Below are 20374 nucleotides of genomic sequence, written 5' to 3'. Positions count from 1 at the left end.
TAGATATGAAGTGGTCTGAATTAAGTATACACACAACACAAGAAGCTGTTGAACCCATTTCAAATATTTTACACGAAGCAGGAGCGAGCGGTGTAGTTATTGAAGATATTGCTGATTTAATAAAGGAACGAAGTACAGCATTAGGTGAGATCTACCAACTAAATCCATCCGACTATCCTGAAGAGGGTGTAGTCGTAAAGGCTTATTTACCCGTCAACAGTTTCCTTGGTGAAACTGTTGACGCCATTAAATCAGCAATAAATAATCTTTTGACATATGATATTGATTTAGGTAAAAATCATATTACAATCAGTGAGGTTAATGAAGAAGAATGGGCCACAGCTTGGAAAAAATATTATCATCCTGTGAAAATATCAGAAAAATTCACCATCGTTCCAACATGGGAAATTTATGAGCCCGTACATTCTGATGAATTAATTATCGAGCTTGATCCTGGCATGGCATTTGGAACTGGTACACATCCGACTACTGTATTATGTATTCAGGCTTTAGAACGTACTGTTCAAAAAGGCGACACGGTTATAGATGTTGGAACAGGATCAGGGGTTTTAAGTATAGCAGCAGGTTTACTCGGTGCAAATCAGATTCAGGCACTTGATTTGGATCAGGTAGCTGTTGATAGTGCCAGATTAAACTGTAAGTTAAATAAAGTACACCACGTTGTCACGGTTAAGCAAAATAACTTACTTGATGGTATAGAAGGACCAGTAGATGTAATTGTTTCAAACATATTAGCTGAAATCATCGTTCGTTTTATAGATAAGGCTTATGAAGTCTTAAAGGAGAATGGTACATTTATTACTTCTGGTATTATTCAAAATAAAAAGCAAGAAGTAAAGGATGCACTGCTTGATGCTGGATTTGTAATCGAAGAAACGATGGTTATGGAAGATTGGGTTGCATTTATCGCTAGGAAGAAATAGTTGAGGGTCAGACTCAAACGATAACCTAGTTGTATCCTTCAGGTAATTGTCTATACACTAGTGAAATTGATATTTAGAAGTAAAAGGGGACAGGCCCTGGATGAGGTGGCTGCTTTGCAACGGTATTTTATTGATGAAGAAAAGGCAAATATTAAATCGAATATCAAGATAACAGGTGAGGATGTACACCATATTTCCCGAGTGCTTCGTATGCAGCCTGGCAGCAAGGTTGTATGTTGTACGAAGGATGGCTTTGAAGCACTTTGTGAAATTGCTGAAATTACCAATGACCTAGTGGATTGTTTTATATTAGAATGGATGACGGTAAACCATGAACTTCCTGTAAATATATCGATCGCGAGCGGGTTGCCTAAAGGGGATAAGCTTGAATGGATCATTCAAAAAGGCACCGAATTAGGTGCTTCTTCATTTATCCCTTTTAATGCTGCCCGTTCAATTGTAAAATTGGAACAAAAAAAGGTTGGAAAAAAGCTCGAACGTTGGCAAAAGATTGCAAAGGAAGCATCTGAACAATCGTATCGAAATAAAATTCCAACTGTACTAGAACCATGCCAGTTTGAAGAATTGCTCAAACAAGCTAAAGACTACGATGTGAAAATTGTTGCATATGAAGAATCAGCAAAACAAGGTGAAAAAAGTAACCTTGCAATAGCACTTAACACTCTAAAAGAAGGTCAGTCTTTACTTGCGATTTTTGGTCCAGAAGGCGGATTAACTGAAGGCGAAGTGTCAAAGCTTGAAGAACAAGGATTTTTAATATGCAGCTTTGGTCCAAGAATATTAAGAACAGAAACAGCTCCTTTATATTTATTATCAGCTGTTTCCTATTATTTCGAATTATCGAGGTGATGATAAATGCCTACAGTTGCATTTCATACATTAGGATGTAAAGTAAATCATTATGAAACAGAAGCCATTTGGCAGCTTTTTAAAGATGCTGGCTATGACCGTACAGAATACGAGCAAATGGCAGATGTTTATGTTATTAATACATGTACAGTAACAAATACTGGAGATAAAAAAAGCCGTCAAGTGATTCGTCGTGCAATCAGGAAAAATCCTGATGGTGTCATTTGTGTAACAGGGTGTTATGCACAAACTTCTCCAGCAGAAATTATGGCTATACCTGGAGTAGACATTGTAGTAGGTACCCAGGATCGTACAAAAATGCTCGAATATATTGAGCAATATAAAAACGAAAGACAACCGATTAATGGTGTAAGAAATATTATGAAAACACGAGTATATGAAGAACTAGATGTTCCTTCATTTACAGACCGTACTAGAGCTTCCTTGAAAATACAAGAAGGTTGTAATAACTTTTGCACCTTTTGTATTATTCCTTGGGCACGCGGGTTAATGCGTTCTCGTGATCCAAAAGAAGTTGTTGCACAAGCGCAACAGCTTGTTAATGCAGGTTACAAAGAGATTGTCTTAACAGGTATTCATACAGGCGGATATGGTGAAGATTTAAAAGATTATAATTTAGCGATGCTTTTACGTGATCTAGAAGAGCAAGTAGTTGGGTTAAAGCGCATCCGAATATCTTCTATTGAAGCAAGTCAAATATCTGATGAAGTAATTGACGTGCTTAAAAACTCTACAAAAGTTGTTCGTCACTTACACATTCCGATTCAGTCAGGTTCAGATACTGTCTTAAAACGTATGCGCAGAAAATATACAATGGCATATTTTGCGGAACGTTTAGTACGCTTGAAAGAAGCTTTACCTGGCTTAGCAATCACTTCTGACGTCATCGTTGGATTCCCTGGTGAAACAGAAGAAGAATTTATGGAAACATATAATTTTATTAAAGAACATCAATTCTCTGAGCTTCATGTTTTTCCATATTCAAAACGAACCGGTACACCTGCTGCGAGAATGGATGACCAAGTTGATGAAGAAATTAAAAATAACCGAGTTCACCGTCTCATTGAGTTGTCAGATCAGTTGGCAAAAGAATATGCATCTAAATTCGAAAATGATGTTCTTGAAGTAATACCTGAAGAGCCATTTAAGGATGAATCAAATTCAGATTTATATGTCGGATATACAGACAATTATTTAAAGGTAGTTTTTCCAGCGAATGAAGAAATGGTTGGTAAACTTGTAAAAGTTAAAATCACGAAGGCAGGATATCCATATAATGAAGGGCAATTTGTAAAAGTTATGGATGAGAATGTACTAGTTGAGGAAAATATCCGTTTATCTTCTTAAGCTAAGGCTCTTTTTTAAGAGATTGTTGCTTTTAAAACCAAAACTTTTTAAAGTTGATTGGAGCAGATTGCGAGACTCCTGCGGGAGCATCTTCTCGCTGCAATCAACCACACCGCATTATTTGTTAAATAGCAACAAAGTTTGCAAAAACAGTCTAAGAACAAAATAAAGGGATCGGCATATAAATTTGCCGATCCCTTTATTTTGTTTAAAAATGTATTAGGTTAAAAAACGATTAAACGGTGCAAATTAATTTTGTACTCGTTTTTTATTATTAAAAATGATAAGATGTAAGATGTCGGACGACTATACGGAAGGAGTTTTTACATAATGACTAATATAGCAGAAATGATTGATCATACAGCACTAAAAGCTGATACAACAAAGGATACAATTGTAACGCTTTGTAAAGAAGCGAGTGAATATAAGTTTGCATCTGTATGTGTTAATCCAACATGGGTTGAAACTGCAGCGAAGCTATTAAAAGGAACAGATGTAAAGGTTTGTACAGTTATTGGATTCCCTTTAGGCGCTAATACACCAGAAACCAAAGCATTCGAAACAAAAGATGCAATTGAAAAGGGTGCTACTGAGGTAGATATGGTAATAAACATTGGTGCACTTAAAGATAAAAACGATGAGCTTGTAGAAAGAGATATTAAAGCTGTTTGTGATGCAGCAAAAGGAAAAGCATTATCAAAAGTGATCATTGAAACTAGTCTTTTAACAGAAGAAGAAAAAGTGAGAGCATGTGAGCTTGCAGTAAAAGCTGGTGCTGATTTCGTTAAAACGTCTACAGGATTTTCAACTGGTGGAGCAACTGTAGAAGATATTGCACTTATGAGAAAAACAGTAGGACCGGAAATTGGTGTTAAAGCATCTGGAGGCGTTCGTGACACAGAAGGTGCCCAAGCGATGATTAATGCTGGTGCGACTAGAATTGGTGCAAGTTCAGGGGTTTCAATTGTTAAGGGTGAGAAAGCAAATTCAGACTATTGATATAGTCAAAAAAACATTTTTAAAATTTTGTAGCAAATGAATAAACATCTTTAAGTTCCTAACATAATATAAACGAATAATTCGGATAACTTAATAAACATCGAACTTTTTACTATATGAGTTGACCTAAATAAAACGTTATATTATAATTGCAAAGTACATGTTTAGTTTTTATACATGTTTTATTTAAAGATGTCGATTGGTTGTATTCGGAGGGAGGGAAAGAGAATGTCAAAAACGGTCGTTCGTAAAAACGAGTCGCTTGAAGATGCTCTTCGTCGTTTCAAACGTACTGTATCTAAAAGTGGTACAATACAAGAAGCTAGAAAGCGCGAATTCTATGAAAAGCCTAGCGTAAAGCGTAAGAAAAAGTCTGAAGCAGCTAGAAAGCGTAAATTCTAAAAGAGGGTGTACGTATGAGTCTTCTTGATCAATTGAATCAAGATATGAAACAAGCGATGAAAAACAAAGAAAAAGACAAGTTAGTTGTCATTCGAATGGTCAAGGCTGCTTTGCAAAACGAAGCAATTAAACTTGGCAAAAATGAGTTAACTGAAGAAGAAGACTTGACAGTTCTTTCTCGCGAATTAAAACAACGTAAAGACTCCCTCCAGGAATTTCATAAAGCTGATCGTTTGGACTTAGTAGAAAAAACACAAGCGGAAATCGATGTATTAATCGATTATATGCCTAAACAGCTTTCCGAAGAAGAAGTTTCTGAAATCGTTAAACAAACCATTTCAGAAGTGAATGCTACTTCAAAAGCGGATATGGGGAAAGTAATGGGAGCACTCATGCCCAAAGTAAAAGGAAAAGCAGACGGAAGTCTTGTAAATAAGCTTGTGCTAAAACTGCTATCATAAATAATAAGACACCTTGATCATTCAAGGTGTCTTTTATTTTGGCTCTTTTCTAAGAGATTGCGGCTTTTAAAACGAAAAGTAATGAAGGTTGATTGGAGCAGATTGCGAGACTCCTGCTTAGAGCAGCGGGACAGGTGGACTCATGCAGGCGTTTACGCCGAGGAGGCTCACCGCTCGCACCGCTAAACAGCGAGCATCTCTCGCTGCAATCAACTACAACGCATTACTTTGTAAAGAGCAATAAAGTTTGCGAAAACAGCCTTTATTTTATATTTAAGTTTTTATTTCCATAGAAAATTAGATGAAACCAAATGAAGGTCTGTAACGTATTAGTAATAGAACGATACAGAAAGGAGGTTCAAACTAATGAAAAAGCTTTTTCAGTTTATGATAGCCGCAGCCTTTATTTTGGCCATTTTTAATGGGTTTAGTCTCGAATTAAAAGCAGATTCAGATGAAAAAGTATACATAATACCTCTCGAAGAAACAGTTGAGAAAGGCTTGTCCCAATATATTAAGCGAACTATTTCAGATGCCAATTCACAACAGGTCGACCATATCATTCTCGAAATTGATACTTTAGGCGGTGCTGTAGATGGTGCGATGGAAATAGCTGATACACTCAGATCAAGTGATGTCCCTATTACTGCATTTATAAATCGAAGAGCTATTTCAGCGGGAGCATATATTGCACTAAATGCTGATCAAATTTATATGGTACCAGGAAGTCAAATGGGATCTGCAGCGATCATAACTGGAGAAGGAAATGCTGCAGATGATAAATCCCAATCGTTATGGTTATCTGAAATGAAAGAATCAGCTGAACGGAATGGCCGTGATCCAAAATATGCATTAGCTATGGCTGATAAGAATGTAGATATACCAGAATATGGTGCAGGTAAGGGTAAGCTATTAACTCTTGAATCAAAACAAGCATTAGAAGTTGGCTACTCTGAAGGCATTGTCGAGAATCGAACTGATTTATTAAGGAAATTAAATTTAACAGGTGCATCAATTATAGAAGCTGAGGAAAGTTTTGCAGAGAAAATAGCTAGATTTATTACACATCCAGTTGTAGTTCCAATTCTTCTTTCAATAGGAAGTATTGGTTTGGTTGTGGAACTATATTCACCTGGTTTCGGTGTAGCAGGTTTTATGGGGTTAACTTCCCTTTTCTTATTTTTCTACGGTCATCTCGTAGCCGGATTAGCAGGGATGGAATCAATTATATTATTCGTTTTAGGAATCATCTTAATTATAGCGGAGTTATTTGTACCAGGAGGCATAATAGGAATATTGGGTCTAGCCAGTATAATAACTAGTCTATATATTGCTTCTGGGGATTTTGTGCATATGTCGATTTCATTAATCATTGCATTTATTGGTGCTATGGTAGCATCTATCCTATTAGTAAAGGTGTTTGGAAAACGTATGAATCTATTTAAAAAACTAATATTGCGTGACTCAACAAATACCGAAAGTGGTTATGTTTCTAATAAATCAAGAACTGAATTATTAGGACTTGAAGGGACTGCTTTGACGACATTAAGACCTTCTGGAACAGCAGTGATTGCAGAAGAACGCATAGATGTTGTGACTGAAGGCGGATTTATTAATAAAGGACAAAAGGTAAAGGTTGTTAAAGTAGAAGGAGCAAGAATAGTTGTTAGAGAATTAAAATCACATGATTAGAAAGAATGTTTGCTTTGTAATCATGTATTGTTGAACATAAAAGAAATCATTTTATTCAGGGAGGAAAACAATGGAAGTATCTGTCATATTATTAATCGGGCTTGTTATCCTAGGGTTTATCGTTTTAGGTGTCTTTTTCACTTTTGTTCCTATTGCATTGTGGATATCTGCTCTAGCGGCTGGGGTCAAGATTAGTATTTTTACACTAATTGGAATGAGATTACGTCGCGTTATTCCGAACAGGGTCGTTAATCCATTAATCAAAGCGCATAAAGCAGGACTTGGAATTACAACAAATCAATTAGAAAGTCATTATTTAGCTGGCGGTAATGTTGACCGTGTAGTAAATGCATTAATTGCAGCAGAGCGAGCAAATATTGAGTTAACTTTTGAGCGTGCAGCAGCGATTGATCTAGCTGGACGTGACGTTCTAGAAGCTGTACAAATGAGTGTTAATCCTAAGGTAATTGAAACACCGTTTATTTCTGGTGTAGCGATGGATGGTATTGAGGTAAAAGCAAAAGCAAGAATTACAGTTCGGGCGAACATAGATCGATTAGTTGGTGGTGCAGGAGAAGATACGATTATTGCCCGTGTTGGTGAAGGTATTGTAAGTACGATTGGTTCACAAAAGGATCATAAAAAAGTATTAGAAAATCCTGATATGATTTCCCAGACTGTATTAGGTAAAGGATTAGATTCAGGAACTGCTTTTGAAATTCTTTCGATAGATATTGCGGACGTTGATATCGGTAAAAACATCGGTGCAGAACTTCAAACAGAACAAGCGGAAGCAGATAAGAAAATCGCACAGGCGAAAGCTGAGGAACGAAGAGCAATGGCTGTCGCACAAGAACAAGAAATGCTTGCTCGCGTTCAAGAGATGAAAGCTAAGGTAGTAGAAGCTGAAGCGGAGGTGCCTCAAGCTATGGCTGAAGCATTGCGATCTGGAAACATTGGTGTAATGGACTATATGAATATTCAAAACATAGGTGCAGATACTGATATGAGAGATTCAATAGGTAAGACGAATAAAGATCAAAATGATCCTGATAAAATTTAAATGATCGACAAGTCTTTTCTTAAGGCTTCGGGTTGAGGCTAAGCAACTTTTATAACACTTGCTAAAGCTTCAAGCCATTTCCTTCATTTTAAAGGAGGGAGCGACTATGGATATTACAGAAATACTAACAAATCCTCTTGTATGGGGAGTTCTAGCTTGGCTCTTTTCAAGGCTGTTTACATCTAAAAATAAGGAAGAAACGCCTAATAATCAGCCTAATCACAAAGAAAGCCGTTCTCGGCCAGTTCCTACCCCGCGCGTCAACCCTAAACATGCAAAAAACAGAGTAGACGACAAAACTCGAAAAGAAGTTGAATCTACTATTCATACTGTTCAGCATGCATATGAAAATATAAAAGCTAGGGCAGAGGAGCAAATTGATGACGTTACAGTTGTTAAAATGCAACCGAAAAAGAATCAAATTGATGATTTTCCTAAGGTAAACCGTAATGCTAATCAAAATCATTTACTCATAGATCGACAAAAAGCAGTCCAAGGTGTTGTTTGGAGTGAGATCTTAGGTGCTCCACGATCAAAGAACCCCCATTATACTAGAAAAAGAAGACATTCATAACTTCTCGAATAATCGTGTTATAAGACTCCATTTTCTCTCATACATATGAGATGAAAGGGGGTCTTTTTTTATGGCAAAAAAATGGCGTCAGAATCTAACCAGATGGATCACAAATACAATTGAACTACCGCCCGATGTCATGATGGATCTTCCTAGGATAACAATGGTTGGTCAGCTTCATATTTACATAGAAAATCATCGAGGACTTCTTACATTTACTGATACTGAGCTACGGCTTCTTTTGAAGCAAGGTCAGCTTTTAGTTAAAGGTGAAGCCTTTGTCATTAAGACGATTTTACCGGAAGAAATCCTCCTAGAAGGGAAAATAAATCAAGTTCTCTATCTAGATGCAACATAAATGTTCTAAGGATGAGTCTGCTGTGTACTTATAATATAAAAAATATCACAGCAGGCACGCTTCTAAAAACAAAAAAGAAAGCATGAATTCACATTGTTACTACTAAAAAATGCAGTACTTATATTTAGGGGGATCGTTATGAAAAATCAATGGACGAGTTGGTTATTTGGTGTAGTTAATGTAAGGATTGAAGGAAGAGGGACTGAACGATTTTTAAATGATTGTATACGGGAAGAAATAGCTATTTGGAATGTGCGAAGAAGTCAAAAAGATGGATTAAGTTTTTTTATTCGCCTGCAAGATGTACATGCCTTACGAAAAGTCGTTCGAAAAAATGAATGTAAATGTAGCTTTGAAAGAAGAGTTGGTTTTCCTTTCCTTGCAAAAAGATCATGGCGAAACAGTGGGTTTGTTTTGGGAATAATAGCTTTTTTAGCAGTCATCTTTGTTTTATCAAATATGATATGGGGAATAAAGATTGACGGTGCTTCACCAGAAACAGAACATTTAATTAAGAAAGAGCTTTCTCGAATTGGTGTGAAAACAGGACAACTTCAATTTTTTGTTGAAAATCCTGATGACATTCAACAGTCTTTAACAGATAATATTCAACAGATTACATGGGTTGGTGTAGAATTAACAGGAACAACGTATCATTTAAAAGTAGTCGAGAAAAATCAACCTGAGGAAGAAAAATTAGTTAGTCCACAACATATCGTTGCAGAGAAAGAGGCAGTTATTGCAAAAATGTTTGTTGAACAAGGGCAGCCGTTAACAACTCTTCATCAACATGTTAATAAAGGTCAAATATTAGTTTCAGGGTTGATAGGGAAGGAAGATAAGCAGAAAAAGGTAGCTGCCAAAGCTGAAATCTTTGGAGAAACATGGTACAAATCTACGATATCAATTCCAATAAAGACGACTTTTCATGTTTTAACTGGGGAAGATAAGGAAAAGCATTATTTACAATTAGGCAGTTTTAAACTTCCGATTTGGGGTTTTAAAAATCCAGAATTTACATCCTTTGAAGTAGAAGATGATGTTCGAACCCTTCATTTTTTAAATTTCACCTTGCCGATTGCGTATGTGAAAGAAACATATCGAGAGAAAGAAGAAGTACATCGAGAGTATTCAGTTAAACAGGCTAAAGAGGCAGCTTTGGATAGAGGTCGCAAAGATATTGAGGATCAATTAGATGAGGAAGAAAAAGTAATTGGAGAAAAAGTTTTGCACGAGACGAATGAGAATGGTAAAGTTAGATTAACCGTTCTTTACCAAGTGTTAGAAAATATCGTAAAAACCACACCAATTGTTCAGGGAGATTAAAGGATGCCAGAAGAATTAGTGACAATGAATCAGCAATTAGAAAATCCAAACGAAGCGATTGCTCTATTTGGAAACCATGATTTGCATTTAAAAAGAATTGAAGAAGAGTTAAATGTTTCCATAATAACTAGAGGTGAAGCTGTTTTTGTATCAGGTCATTCTGATCATGTCCATCTTGTTGATGAATTGTTAAAATCCTTGCTACTGATTATTCGCAAGGGGATTAACATAAGTGAACGAGATGTTCTTTATGCCATAAGTATGGCAAAGGAACAGAGACTAGATCAATTTGAACAACTTTATGTACAAGAAATAGCTAAAACAGCTAAGGGGAAATCAATTCGAGTTAAAACCCTAGGTCAGCGTCATTACATCGCAGCAATTCAAAATAAAGATTTAGTTTTTGGAATTGGACCAGCTGGTACCGGAAAAACATATTTAGCTGTTGTTATGGCTGTAAATGCATTAAAAAGCGGCAGTATTAAAAGAATTATTTTAACACGTCCTGCAGTTGAGGCAGGTGAAAGCCTTGGTTTCTTGCCTGGTGATCTAAAGGAGAAGGTAGATCCATACCTGAGACCTCTATATGATGCTCTTCATGATGTATTAGGAATGGAGCATACATTAAGACTTATTGAGCGGGGAACAATTGAAATTGCCCCATTAGCTTATATGAGAGGTAGAACATTAGACGATGCCTTTGTGATTTTGGATGAAGCACAAAATACAACACCAGCTCAAATGAAGATGTTTCTTACAAGGTTGGGATTCGGGTCGAAAATGGTTATCACTGGTGATATTACACAGGTTGATTTACCAAAAGGAGTACAATCAGGATTAGCGGTTGCAAGAGATATACTTGCTAATGTCAAAGACATCTCTTTTGTCATATTAGAGCAATCAGACGTAGTTAGACATCCGCTTGTAGCAAAAATTATCGCGGCATATGAAAATTTAAATGAAAGATAAGTGACCCGAGCACCCGAATTCGGGTCACTTTTTTCACTTTTTCTTGAATCGTTTGTGCCGACAATAATAATACATATTAATTGAATTGTTTGTACTTAAATTTGTTTTGTATCTAGCTCAAGGGATGATTCAAAGTGGTTGCGCTTTTATGATTTTTTTGTCCTATTTTGTATTAATAGTTGAACATTTTTCGATAAAAAGAAATAATGGTAGTTAGGAAGAAAATGTTGAGTATGTAAATACCTTGAGTTGTTGCATAAGGGTGGTGCCGCATGTGAAGAAAAAGCAAAAGAAAGATAAACCAAAATCAAATCCATTAATAGAAAAGCTAAACAATTATAAGTTTTTGCATGTTATTCTTTATTTGATCTTATCAGTAATTTTGTTTATAGCATTATATAGTAATGTAAAACCTGAAACATTAGATATCGAGCTATTTACTGTTTCTGACCAAACAATATATGCCCCAGCAACGGTTGAAGACAAAGTTGATACGGAAAGAAAACAGCAAGAAGCATATGACTCTGTAGAAGATCAATATGTATTAAAAAAAGAAATAACTCAAAAACAAGTTGATCTCGTTTCATCCATTTTTGATACGATTATTGAAGTTAGGGTAGAAGAGAAAAGTGAGAAAAAAGGTGATGAGGCTGATTCCAAATCTCCGTTAACACCAGAAGAGAAGGTTACCCTTGTACAAGAAAAGCTAACTCCATCTATCAATGAAAAAATTTCAAAAGAGACTTTTCTGCCGCTCGTTAATGCAACTGATGATGAATTAGAATTGGCAAAAGATGCAGTCGTTACCGTTGTTAACAATATCATGAGCAAGGAAATACCGATTGTACAATTGACTGAAGCAAAGAAACAAGTTGTAGAAGAATTACAGTTTACTTCACTTCATTCAGATCTTCTAAAATCAGCTACTGAATTAGCAAAATATTCGATTACACCTAACTATGTATTTGATTTGCAAGCAACAGAGGAAAAACGGCAGCAAGCAGTTGATAATGTAAAAGAATCACAAATAAAACAAGGACAAATACTTGTTGAAGAAGGCGAATTAATAAATCGTGAAATTTATCGTAAACTTGGTCTTGTTGGATTACTTGATGATCAACAGTCCTTTAAGCCGTATTTAGGATTAGGTTTATTTATTTTACTCGTCATTGCAGGGATTGTTTATTATTTTGAAAAGAAAGATAGTCCCATTTCAAAGAAAAATAATTCCTTGCTTTTATACTGTTTAATATTTGCGATAACCGTTCTATTGATGAAGATTGTTAGTCTATTTCAAAAAATTGATTATTCACATATAGGCTATATCGTTCCGGTTGCCTTTGGTGCTATTCTTGTTAAATTGTTACTTAATGAACGATTAGCGATTTTAACCTGTATGATTTTTGCTATTTGTGGCAGTATTATCTTTAATGAAGGTGTTACAGGAAGTTTTAACTTTGCAGTAGGGATCTACTTCTTATTTGGGAGTCTAGCAGGGGTATTATTTTTAGGAGAGCATAATCTGCGTTCAAAAATACTTCAAGCAGGCTTGTTCATTGCAGGGATAAATATTATTTCCTTAACAGCGATTATGCTAATTAGAAACGGTGGATATTCAAATGTTGAAATTGGCTCCTACTTCATTATGGCATGTGTATCAGGACTTGTCTCATCTGTATTAACAATTGGCTTTATGCCATTTTTTGAAACAGGATTTGGAATTTTGTCAACGATGAGATTAATTGAGCTATCAAATCCTAATCATCCAATGCTAAGAAAAATTTTAACTGAAACACCTGGAACGTATCATCATAGTGTTATGGTTGCGAACTTATCTGAATCAGCATGTGAAGCGATAGGTGCTGATGGATTGTTAGCAAGAGTTGGTTCTTATTATCATGATATCGGGAAAACGAAACGTCCTCAGTATTTCATTGAAAATCAAATGAATATTGAAAATCCACATAATAAGCTATCAGCACAATTAAGTAAAAATGTCATCATTTCTCATGTAACAGATGGTGTTGAGATTCTCAAAAAAAATAAAATGCCAAAAGAATTTATTGATATTGCAGAACAGCATCATGGAACAACATTACTTAAATATTTTTATCATCAAGCAAAAGAATCAAATGAGAATATCTATGAAGAGGAATTCCGTTATCCAGGTCCAAAACCACAAACAAAGGAAATTGCCATCATTTCAATTGCTGATAGTGTAGAAGCGGCTGTACGATCAATGTCAAATCCAACTCCTGATAAAATCGAGAAGCTGGTACGTTCGATCATCTCAGACCGATTACAAGATCATCAATTAGATGAGTGTGATATTACGCTTAGAGAGCTAGATATTATCGCAAAATCATTATGTGAATCATTAAATGGAATTTTTCATTCAAGAATAGAATATCCAGAATTAACGAAAAAACAGAAGGTGAAATAAGATGAAATTAATCATCGATTATATAGATGAAACAAATGAATTAACGACTGAAGAGATTAAGACTGTTGAAGAATTATTACAATTTGCAGCAAGGGTAGAAGAAGTAGCACAGGATGCTGAGCTATCAGTAACATTCGTAACAAATGAGCGTATACAAGAAGTAAACCGTGATTATCGGGATAAGGACCAACCTACAGATGTGATATCTTTTGCTCTTGAAGAAATTGGAGAAGGAGAAATTGCAATTGTTGGTTTAGAACAACCGCCAGTTTTGGGGGATATTATCATTTCTATTCCACGCGCGAGGGAACAGGCGATAGAGTATGGTCATTCATTTATTAGAGAACTAGGATTTTTAGCCGTTCATGGCTTTTTACACTTACTAGGGTATGATCATATGAATGAAGAAGATGAAAAAAAGATGTTTACAAAACAAAAGGATATTTTAGACCGGTATGGACTTAAAAGACCCGAAAGTCTCTGAGTGGAAGCGTTTTTATAAAAGTTTTACTTATGCGTGGAGCGGGATTATTCGAACATGTCAAACTGAACGGAATTTTCAAATTCATGTTAGTATTTCTATTGTGATGATCATAGTAGGTTTTCTACTCCCATTTACAGTATTTGAATGGATCGTTGTGTTGTTTTTAATTGGTGGAATGCTAGCATTAGAATTGATGAATACAGCATTAGAGCATGTTGTAGATCTAGTAACTGATGATGTAATGCCGCTCGCTAAGGCAGCTAAAGATGCAGCAGCTGGTGCTGTTTTTGTATATGCGATATTATCAGTTATAATAGGATTAATCATTTTGTTTCAACATTTCCCGCTTTAATTAAATCTAACAATTAACAGTCAGGAAGATTGGAAAAAAATGAAACTCCCACTTTATTTTATTAATTGTTAATTCTAAAAATTCTTACAATTAAATTACAAATGCTTAGAATGCGTGAAATTTAAGGAATAATTAGGTAAAATAAAGAAGAGCAATGGCGCAATGTCATTTAGAAAGGAAGAAATTTAGTGAACATCGAACTACTCATCAAAGAAGCAGAAGCAGCACGTGAAAAAGCCTATACACCTTACTCTAAATTCAAAGTAGGTGCCGCTTTATTAACAAATGATGGTAAAATATATAGAGGATGCAATATAGAAAATGCAGCATATAGTATGACAAACTGTGCGGAACGAACAGCCATTTTTAAAGCTATTTCTGAAGGCGATAAAGAGTTTGCTGCTATAGCAGTAGTAGCTGATACAAAAAGACCTGTTCCGCCATGTGGAGCATGTCGTCAAGTATTACTTGAGCTTTGCCCAAAAGACATGAAAGTAATCTTAACGAACTTAAATGGCGATATCGAACAACTAACAGTACATGAATTACTGCCAGGTGGTTTTTCAGCGGAGGACTTGCATGAATAATCAAGCATTTAAATCTGGCTTTGTATCTATTATCGGTAGACCAAATGTTGGAAAATCAACGTTCATTAATAAAGTTATCGGGCAAAAAATTGCAATAATGAGTGATAAACCGCAAACAACTCGTAACAAAATCCAAGGGGTTTATACTACAAACCACTCGCAAACAGTATTTATTGATACTCCAGGGATTCATAAGCCTAAGCATAAGCTGGGCGACTTCATGATGAAGGTTGCCCAAAACACATTAAAAGAAGTAGATCTGATTCTTTTTATGATCAATGCTGAAGAAGGATATGGCCGTGGTGATGAATTTATTATTGAGAGATTAAAACAAACGAAAACACCAGTTTTCCTGATTATTAATAAAATTGATCAAATACATCCCGATCAGCTTTTACCTTTAATAGAACAATATAAAAAATTATATCCTTTTCAAGAAATTGTTCCAATTTCTGCATTGCAAGGAAACAATATTGAAACATTGTTAAGGCAAATTGAAGAGGTATTACCTGAAGGACCACAGTATTATCCTGAGGATCAAGTAACAGATCATCCAGAGCGTTTTATTATCACAGAATTAATTCGTGAGAAAGTACTTCATTTAACAAGAGAAGAAATTCCTCATTCGATAGCAGTCGTAATGGATACGCTTGAAAGACGGGAAAATAATCAAGCGATATATGTCGGAGCAACAATCATTGTTGAACGCGATTCACAAAAGGGAATTGTTATTGGTAAAAAAGGCAGCATGTTAAAAGAAGTAGGAAAACGAGCAAGAGTTGATATTGAGGCATTACTTGGTTCTAAAGTTTATTTAGAACTATGGGTAAAGGTTCAAAAAGATTGGCGAAATAAAGCATCACAACTACGTGATTATGGATTTAGAGAAGATGAATACTAAGTATCTAATGTTGCGTTATTAGGATGACAAAGAATTTTGTTAGTAACTAAATTATCAATAAAAAAATTAACAAATATTGTTTGACATGAATTGGAGAAGAGAAGGTCAAGATAACTATAAAGAAATTGGATAGATGTTTGCTAGTCTTAACTACTGAAAGGTGGGGTTTATATGTTGGATTTTACCTGGAAAGTGTTTTCGCAAACAGGTAGTATTGATACGTATCTTCTTTTTAAAGAATTAGAAAAGGAGAATGATGACGGACCCGATTCTCAAGATGATGAACTAGCTGAAATGGATTTTCCAATTTTTTGATCTTGCCTGAACCTTGGAAGGTGAGGGAGATTTTGCTTCAAAAATGTGAAGGCATTGTAATACGTTCAACGGATTACGGTGAAACAAACAAAATTATCACTATATATACTCGAGAACTCGGAAAAGTTGGGGTTATGGCAAGAGGCGCTAAAAAACCAAATAGTCGCCTTACGTCCATTACCCAACTTTTTACGTATGGAATATTTTTATTTCAGAAATCAACTGGATTAGGCAGTCTTCAGCAAGGTGAAACAATCTATTCATTAAGAAGTATTCGTGAGGATATCTTTCTAACTGCATACGCATCATACATAGTGGAATTACTAGATAAAAGCACAGAAAACTTTGAGAAAAATCCATTTTTATTTGAATTACTTAAGCAGACACTTCACTATTTAGACGAAGATGTTGATCCAGATATCTTACTTAATATTTTTGAAATGAAAATGCTAAGTGTTCTAGGGCTTCATCCACAACTTGATGGTTGTGTAGTATGTGGACATAAAGATGGGACATTTCACTTTTCAATTCGAGAAGGTGGATTTTTGTGTCATAGATGTTTTGAACAAGATCCTTACAGATTGCCTATTTCACAGATGACAGTTAAATTATTACGTTTATTTTATTATTTTGATTTAAAACGTTTAGGTAACATTTCAGTTAAGCCTGAAACGAAAAAGGAGCTTAAAACTGTCATCGAAGCTTATTATCAGGAGTATTCAGGACTTACGATAAAATCGAAACGATTTTTAGATCAATTGGATAATTTAAAAGGAAAGCTATAATAATTCTATACAGAAAAGAAAGTTGAATTAAGAGTAGTTCTGATTACTAATCCTATATGGATTCAGGATTAATATGTATTTGTCCTAGGATTATTAATTAACATATGTTATCAAAAGTTGACATCTGTCTATTTTTCGCTTAATATGCAAATATAATATAACATTTATGCGTTGAAGGAAAAGAGTACTTACGATAGCCAAGTGTAAGCGACCTTAGGATGGTGTGAGCTAAGGGTTGGTTCGTAACGAAAGGCATTCTGGAGCAATTATTTAAAGTGGCTTTTCATTTTTGTGATAAGCAATTAGGGTGGAACCGCGGGTATGCTCTCGTCCCTATGTCAATTATTTTGGCATAGGGACGAGAGCTTTTTGTATTTAACCCTTGCAATGACATGCAGTAAATCCCTTTGACATTATAGGAGACTAGTAGGAAATACCTGTAAAGATCCAAGGACAGTACGTCCAAGTCAAGCAAAGTCACAGCAGGGCTTTCTTAGCGTAAGTCTTGCTTTACAAAATATATAAGGAGGAATGTGTTTATGAACATTCAAGAAATGATTTTAACGCTGCAAAAACATTGGTCAGACCAAGGCTGTATATTAATGCAAGCGTATGATACAGAAAAAGGTGCGGGTACGATGAGTCCGTATACATTTTTAAGAAGTATTGGACCTGAGCCTTGGAATGTAGCATATGTTGAACCTTCAAGAAGACCTGCAGATGGACGTTATGGAGAAAATCCAAACAGACTCTATCAGCATCACCAATTCCAAGTAATAATGAAGCCTTCTCCAGATAATATTCAAGAACTATATTTAGATTCTTTACGTGCCTTAGGTATTAATCCATTAGAGCATGATATTCGTTTTGTTGAAGATAACTGGGAAAATCCTTCACTTGGTTGTGCTGGTTTAGGTTGGGAAGTATGGCTTGATGGAATGGAAATTACACAATTCACCTATTTTCAACAAGTTGGCGGATTAGAATGTAAACCTGTCTCAGCTGAAATTACATATGGGATTGAGAGGCTAGCTTCATATATTCAAGATAAAGAAAATGTGTTTGATTTAGAATGGACAGATGGTTTTACTGTTCGTGATATTTTCTTAATGCCTGAATACGAGCATTCAAAATATACCTTTGAAACATCTGATACTGATATGCTGTTTCATCTATTTTCAACGTATGAAAAAGAAGCGAATCGTCAAATGGATGAAGGTCTTGTCCATCCAGCATATGACTATGTCTTAAAATGCTCTCATACGTTTAATTTACTTGATGCGAAAGGTGCTATTTCTGTTACAGAGCGAACAGGATATATTGGACGTGTTCGTAATTTAGCCAGAAAAGTAGCTAAAACATTTTATGATGAAAGAGAAAAACTTGGTTTTCCAATGTTAATTAAGGAAGGAGAGGCGCAAGATGAGTAATCAGGATTTATTGATTGAAATAGGATTAGAAGAAATTCCTGCACAGTATGTAACAGATGCAATGAATCAGTTTGCTGAGAAGCTTTCAAACTGGTTAGAAGATAAACAACTTGCTTTCGGAGCAGTTAAAACTTTTTCAACACCACGAAGACTTGCTGTTTTAATAAAAGATGTAGCCGAAAAACAACCTGATATCGAAGAAGAGGCAAAAGGCCCCGCTAAAAAAATTGCATTAGACCAAGAAGGAAATTGGTCAAAAGCAGCGATAGGTTTTACAAAAGGTCAAGGAGCAACAGTTGACGATATTTACTTTAAAGAAATAAATGGTGTTGAATATGCACATGTGCAAAAATTCATTAAAGGCCAGGAATCTAAAACACTTTTAACAGATATACGCGGATTGATAACTGGCTTAAGCTTTCCTAAAAACATGCGTTGGGGCAGTCAGGAAATGCGTTATATTCGACCGATTAAATGGATTGTTGCCTTATTCGGTAATGATGTTATACCGTTTGAAATCGCAGGAGTGACAACAAACTCACATAGCTATGGCCATCGCTTTTTAGGTAAGAAAGTTGAAATTTCTGCACCGGCATTATATGAAGCCGTACTATTAGAACAATTCGTTTTAGCTGATCCTGTAAAACGTAAAGAAGCGATTACTACTCAGTTGAATGATTTTGAAAATGAACAAAATTGGGTTATTCCTGTTGACGAGGAGCTGCTCGAAGAAGTAAATAATCTTGTCGAGTATCCAATGGCACTTTTCGGAAAATTTGAAGAAGATTATTTATCTTTACCAGATGAAGTATTAGTTACAACAATGAAAGAACACCAACGCTACTTCCCGGTTCGAAATCAAAAGGGAGAGCTACAGCCATTTTTTGTTACAGTACGTAATGGTGACCATAATCATCTTGAAAATGTTGCAAAAGGGAATGAAAAAGTGTTACGTGCTAGATTATCTGATGCAAATTTCTTCTATAAAGAAGATCAAAAGTTGAAGATTGAAAATGCTGTATTAAAATTAGATAAAATTGTATTCCATGAAGAATTAGGTACTCTTGGAGAGAAAGTTAAACGTATTGTAAAGCTATCCCGTTTATTAGCGGATAAAATTCATGCAAGTAACGATGAAAAGAATAGTATAGAACGTGCAGCAACTATTTGTAAATTCGATTTAGTAACAAATATGGTATATGAATTTCCTGAACTCCAAGGGAAAATTGGAGAAAAATATGCACGAATTAGTGGTGAAGAAGAAGCGGTTTCTGTTGCAATTAATGAACATTATATGCCTCGTCACGCTGATGATGCAGCACCAGCATCAACGGTTGGAGCTGTAGTAGCACTCGCCGATAAGCTCGACACGATTGTTGGATTCTTTGCAATCGGTAAAATCCCAACAGGATCACAAGATCCTTATGCACTAAGGAGACAAGCGAGCGGTATTGTTCAGATCCTACTATCAAAGAAATGGGAGCTAGAATTACCTGAGTTGTTTAAAATAGCACTTGATTTATATATCGATAAAGAGGCAGCTGAAACAAAGCAAGAATTGCTTACTTTCTTTAAACAACGCTTAAAATACTTATTAGCAGAAAATAATATTCGCTATGATTTAATTGATGCAGTCCTGGAATCATCTGTAATAGAAGCTACGTCATTAGTTGAGCGTGCAAAAGTACTTGAGTCTGCATCTGAACAGGCAGAATTTAAAGAAACGATTGAAGCTTTAGCCCGTGTCATGAATATAGCTAAAAAAGGAAATGATCAAGAGATAAATGAACAGTTATTTGAAACTGAGCTTGAAAAATCTCTTTATGATGCTTATGTTCAAGCAACAGATAACATCAATTCAGCAGACAGTGAAGCTAAAGTATATTCTGTATTAGCAGGGTTAAAGGATGTTATTAACAATTACTTTGATCAAACAATGGTTATGTGTGAAGATGAGAAGTTGAGAGCAAATCGATTAGCACAAATGGTCAAGCTTTCCTCGCTAATTGAATCATTCGCCAAAATGAACATTATCTTAGTAAAATAACCTG

21 protein-coding genes and 1 other annotated feature are annotated in these 20374 nt (G+C 35.4%); all 21 genes read left to right on the top strand.

From position 1 onward, the window contains the following. Positions 1 to 5 precede the first annotated feature (5 nt). A complete protein-coding gene (gene prmA, locus GMB29_RS19935; protein ID WP_136353308.1) occupies positions 6 to 944 on the top strand; it encodes a 50S ribosomal protein L11 methyltransferase in 939 nt (312 codons plus the stop codon). Positions 945 to 1058: 114 nt separating this feature from the next. Further along, a complete protein-coding gene (locus GMB29_RS19930) occupies positions 1059 to 1814 on the top strand; it encodes a 16S rRNA (uracil(1498)-N(3))-methyltransferase (RefSeq protein ID WP_136353306.1) in 756 nt (251 codons plus the stop codon). 6 nt (positions 1815 to 1820) lie between these two features. Next, positions 1821 to 3182 (top strand): tRNA (N(6)-L-threonylcarbamoyladenosine(37)-C(2))-methylthiotransferase MtaB, encoded by a 1362-nt coding sequence (gene mtaB, locus GMB29_RS19925; protein ID WP_136353304.1) that lies wholly within the window; start codon positions 1821 to 1823, stop codon positions 3180 to 3182. 330 nt (positions 3183 to 3512) lie between these two features. Beyond that, the gene (gene deoC, locus GMB29_RS19920; RefSeq protein WP_168733829.1) at positions 3513 to 4181 is read left to right on the top strand and encodes a deoxyribose-phosphate aldolase; all 669 of its coding nucleotides are present in this window, start codon (positions 3513 to 3515) and stop codon (positions 4179 to 4181) included. A gap of 228 nt (positions 4182 to 4409) precedes the next feature. Continuing rightward, the gene (rpsU, locus tag GMB29_RS19915; RefSeq protein ID WP_015595024.1) at positions 4410 to 4583 is read left to right on the top strand and encodes a 30S ribosomal protein S21; all 174 of its coding nucleotides are present in this window, start codon (positions 4410 to 4412) and stop codon (positions 4581 to 4583) included. A 14-nt stretch (positions 4584 to 4597) separates the two neighbouring features. Next, the gene (locus GMB29_RS19910) at positions 4598 to 5044 is read left to right on the top strand and encodes a GatB/YqeY domain-containing protein (protein WP_136353300.1); all 447 of its coding nucleotides are present in this window, start codon (positions 4598 to 4600) and stop codon (positions 5042 to 5044) included. A 366-nt stretch (positions 5045 to 5410) separates the two neighbouring features. Next, positions 5411 to 6736: an NfeD family protein gene (locus GMB29_RS19905; protein WP_136353298.1), complete on the top strand. Its 1326-nt coding sequence runs from the start codon at positions 5411 to 5413 to the stop codon at positions 6734 to 6736. Positions 6737 to 6806: 70 nt separating this feature from the next. Continuing rightward, entirely contained in the window at positions 6807 to 7799 is a 993-nt protein-coding gene (floA, locus tag GMB29_RS19900) for a flotillin-like protein FloA (protein ID WP_136353296.1), read from the top strand. Positions 7800 to 7905: 106 nt separating this feature from the next. Continuing rightward, on the top strand, positions 7906 to 8373 hold the full coding sequence (locus tag GMB29_RS19895; protein ID WP_136353294.1) for a YqfB family membrane protein: 468 nt from the start codon (positions 7906 to 7908) through the stop codon (positions 8371 to 8373). Positions 8374 to 8443: 70 nt separating this feature from the next. Further along, a complete protein-coding gene (gene yqfC, locus GMB29_RS19890; RefSeq protein WP_136353292.1) occupies positions 8444 to 8731 on the top strand; it encodes a sporulation protein YqfC in 288 nt (95 codons plus the stop codon). Positions 8732 to 8869: 138 nt separating this feature from the next. Continuing rightward, positions 8870 to 10057 carry a sporulation protein YqfD gene (yqfD, locus tag GMB29_RS19885; protein WP_136353290.1) on the top strand — a complete coding sequence of 396 codons (1188 nt, stop codon included), beginning with the start codon at positions 8870 to 8872 and terminating at the stop codon, positions 10055 to 10057. Between the two features lie 3 nt (positions 10058 to 10060). After that, positions 10061 to 11026 carry a PhoH family protein gene (locus GMB29_RS19880; RefSeq protein WP_136353288.1) on the top strand — a complete coding sequence of 322 codons (966 nt, stop codon included), beginning with the start codon at positions 10061 to 10063 and terminating at the stop codon, positions 11024 to 11026. A gap of 274 nt (positions 11027 to 11300) precedes the next feature. Beyond that, complete coding sequence (locus tag GMB29_RS19875; RefSeq protein WP_406600282.1) at positions 11301 to 13469, top strand: HD family phosphohydrolase; 2169 nt, start codon at positions 11301 to 11303, stop codon at positions 13467 to 13469. Position 13470: 1 nt separating this feature from the next. Then, complete coding sequence (gene ybeY / locus GMB29_RS19870) at positions 13471 to 13953, top strand: rRNA maturation RNase YbeY (RefSeq protein ID WP_136353286.1); 483 nt, start codon at positions 13471 to 13473, stop codon at positions 13951 to 13953. Further along, positions 13925 to 14305, top strand: a complete 381-nt coding sequence (locus tag GMB29_RS19865; protein ID WP_136353284.1) for a diacylglycerol kinase family protein — start codon at positions 13925 to 13927, stop codon at positions 14303 to 14305. Before ybeY ends, GMB29_RS19865 begins: the two co-directional genes overlap by 29 nt. A gap of 188 nt (positions 14306 to 14493) precedes the next feature. Continuing rightward, on the top strand, positions 14494 to 14892 hold the full coding sequence (locus tag GMB29_RS19860; RefSeq protein ID WP_136353281.1) for a cytidine deaminase: 399 nt from the start codon (positions 14494 to 14496) through the stop codon (positions 14890 to 14892). Continuing rightward, a complete protein-coding gene (gene era / locus GMB29_RS19855) occupies positions 14885 to 15793 on the top strand; it encodes a GTPase Era (RefSeq protein WP_136353279.1) in 909 nt (302 codons plus the stop codon). The genes GMB29_RS19860 and era overlap by 8 nt, the downstream gene beginning before the upstream one ends. 171 nt (positions 15794 to 15964) lie before the next feature. Beyond that, positions 15965 to 16108 carry a YqzL family protein gene (locus tag GMB29_RS19850; protein WP_136353277.1) on the top strand — a complete coding sequence of 48 codons (144 nt, stop codon included), beginning with the start codon at positions 15965 to 15967 and terminating at the stop codon, positions 16106 to 16108. Between the two features lie 32 nt (positions 16109 to 16140). Continuing rightward, complete coding sequence (recO, locus tag GMB29_RS19845; RefSeq protein WP_136353275.1) at positions 16141 to 16893, top strand: DNA repair protein RecO; 753 nt, start codon at positions 16141 to 16143, stop codon at positions 16891 to 16893. Between the two features lie 162 nt (positions 16894 to 17055). Then, positions 17056 to 17231 (top strand) — a binding site (T-box leader). Between the two features lie 201 nt (positions 17232 to 17432). Continuing rightward, the gene (gene glyQ, locus GMB29_RS19840; RefSeq protein WP_136353273.1) at positions 17433 to 18323 is read left to right on the top strand and encodes a glycine--tRNA ligase subunit alpha; all 891 of its coding nucleotides are present in this window, start codon (positions 17433 to 17435) and stop codon (positions 18321 to 18323) included. Next, the gene (glyS, locus tag GMB29_RS19835) at positions 18316 to 20370 is read left to right on the top strand and encodes a glycine--tRNA ligase subunit beta (protein WP_136353270.1); all 2055 of its coding nucleotides are present in this window, start codon (positions 18316 to 18318) and stop codon (positions 20368 to 20370) included. The genes glyQ and glyS overlap by 8 nt, the downstream gene beginning before the upstream one ends. Positions 20371 to 20374: the final 4 nt, after the last annotated feature.

Source organism: Metabacillus sediminilitoris (genome assembly GCF_009720625.1).
Lineage (GTDB): Bacteria > Bacillota > Bacilli > Bacillales > Bacillaceae > Metabacillus > Metabacillus sediminilitoris.
This window is presented reverse-complemented; position numbering and strand designations above follow the sequence as displayed.

Excerpts from the sequence above, each read along its gene's own strand:
- prmA (WP_136353308.1), top strand. The coding sequence starts at position 6 with ATGAAGTGGTCTGAATTAAGTATACACACAACACAAGAAGCTGTTGAA.
- mtaB (WP_136353304.1), top strand. The coding sequence starts at position 1,821 with ATGCCTACAGTTGCATTTCATACATTAGGATGTAAAGTAAATCATTAT.
- deoC (WP_168733829.1), top strand. The coding sequence starts at position 3,513 with ATGACTAATATAGCAGAAATGATTGATCATACAGCACTAAAAGCTGAT.
- rpsU (WP_015595024.1), top strand. The coding sequence starts at position 4,410 with ATGTCAAAAACGGTCGTTCGTAAAAACGAGTCGCTTGAAGATGCTCTT.
- GMB29_RS19910 (WP_136353300.1), top strand. The coding sequence starts at position 4,598 with ATGAGTCTTCTTGATCAATTGAATCAAGATATGAAACAAGCGATGAAA.
- GMB29_RS19905 (WP_136353298.1), top strand. The coding sequence starts at position 5,411 with ATGAAAAAGCTTTTTCAGTTTATGATAGCCGCAGCCTTTATTTTGGCC.
- floA (WP_136353296.1), top strand. The coding sequence starts at position 6,807 with ATGGAAGTATCTGTCATATTATTAATCGGGCTTGTTATCCTAGGGTTT.
- GMB29_RS19895 (WP_136353294.1), top strand. The coding sequence starts at position 7,906 with ATGGATATTACAGAAATACTAACAAATCCTCTTGTATGGGGAGTTCTA.
- yqfC (WP_136353292.1), top strand. The coding sequence starts at position 8,444 with ATGGCAAAAAAATGGCGTCAGAATCTAACCAGATGGATCACAAATACA.
- yqfD (WP_136353290.1), top strand. The coding sequence starts at position 8,870 with ATGAAAAATCAATGGACGAGTTGGTTATTTGGTGTAGTTAATGTAAGG.
- GMB29_RS19880 (WP_136353288.1), top strand. The coding sequence starts at position 10,061 with ATGCCAGAAGAATTAGTGACAATGAATCAGCAATTAGAAAATCCAAAC.
- ybeY (WP_136353286.1), top strand. The coding sequence starts at position 13,471 with ATGAAATTAATCATCGATTATATAGATGAAACAAATGAATTAACGACT.
- GMB29_RS19865 (WP_136353284.1), top strand. The coding sequence starts at position 13,925 with ATGGACTTAAAAGACCCGAAAGTCTCTGAGTGGAAGCGTTTTTATAAA.
- era (WP_136353279.1), top strand. The coding sequence starts at position 14,885 with ATGAATAATCAAGCATTTAAATCTGGCTTTGTATCTATTATCGGTAGA.
- GMB29_RS19850 (WP_136353277.1), top strand. The coding sequence starts at position 15,965 with ATGTTGGATTTTACCTGGAAAGTGTTTTCGCAAACAGGTAGTATTGAT.
- glyQ (WP_136353273.1), top strand. The coding sequence starts at position 17,433 with ATGAACATTCAAGAAATGATTTTAACGCTGCAAAAACATTGGTCAGAC.
- glyS (WP_136353270.1), top strand. The coding sequence starts at position 18,316 with ATGAGTAATCAGGATTTATTGATTGAAATAGGATTAGAAGAAATTCCT.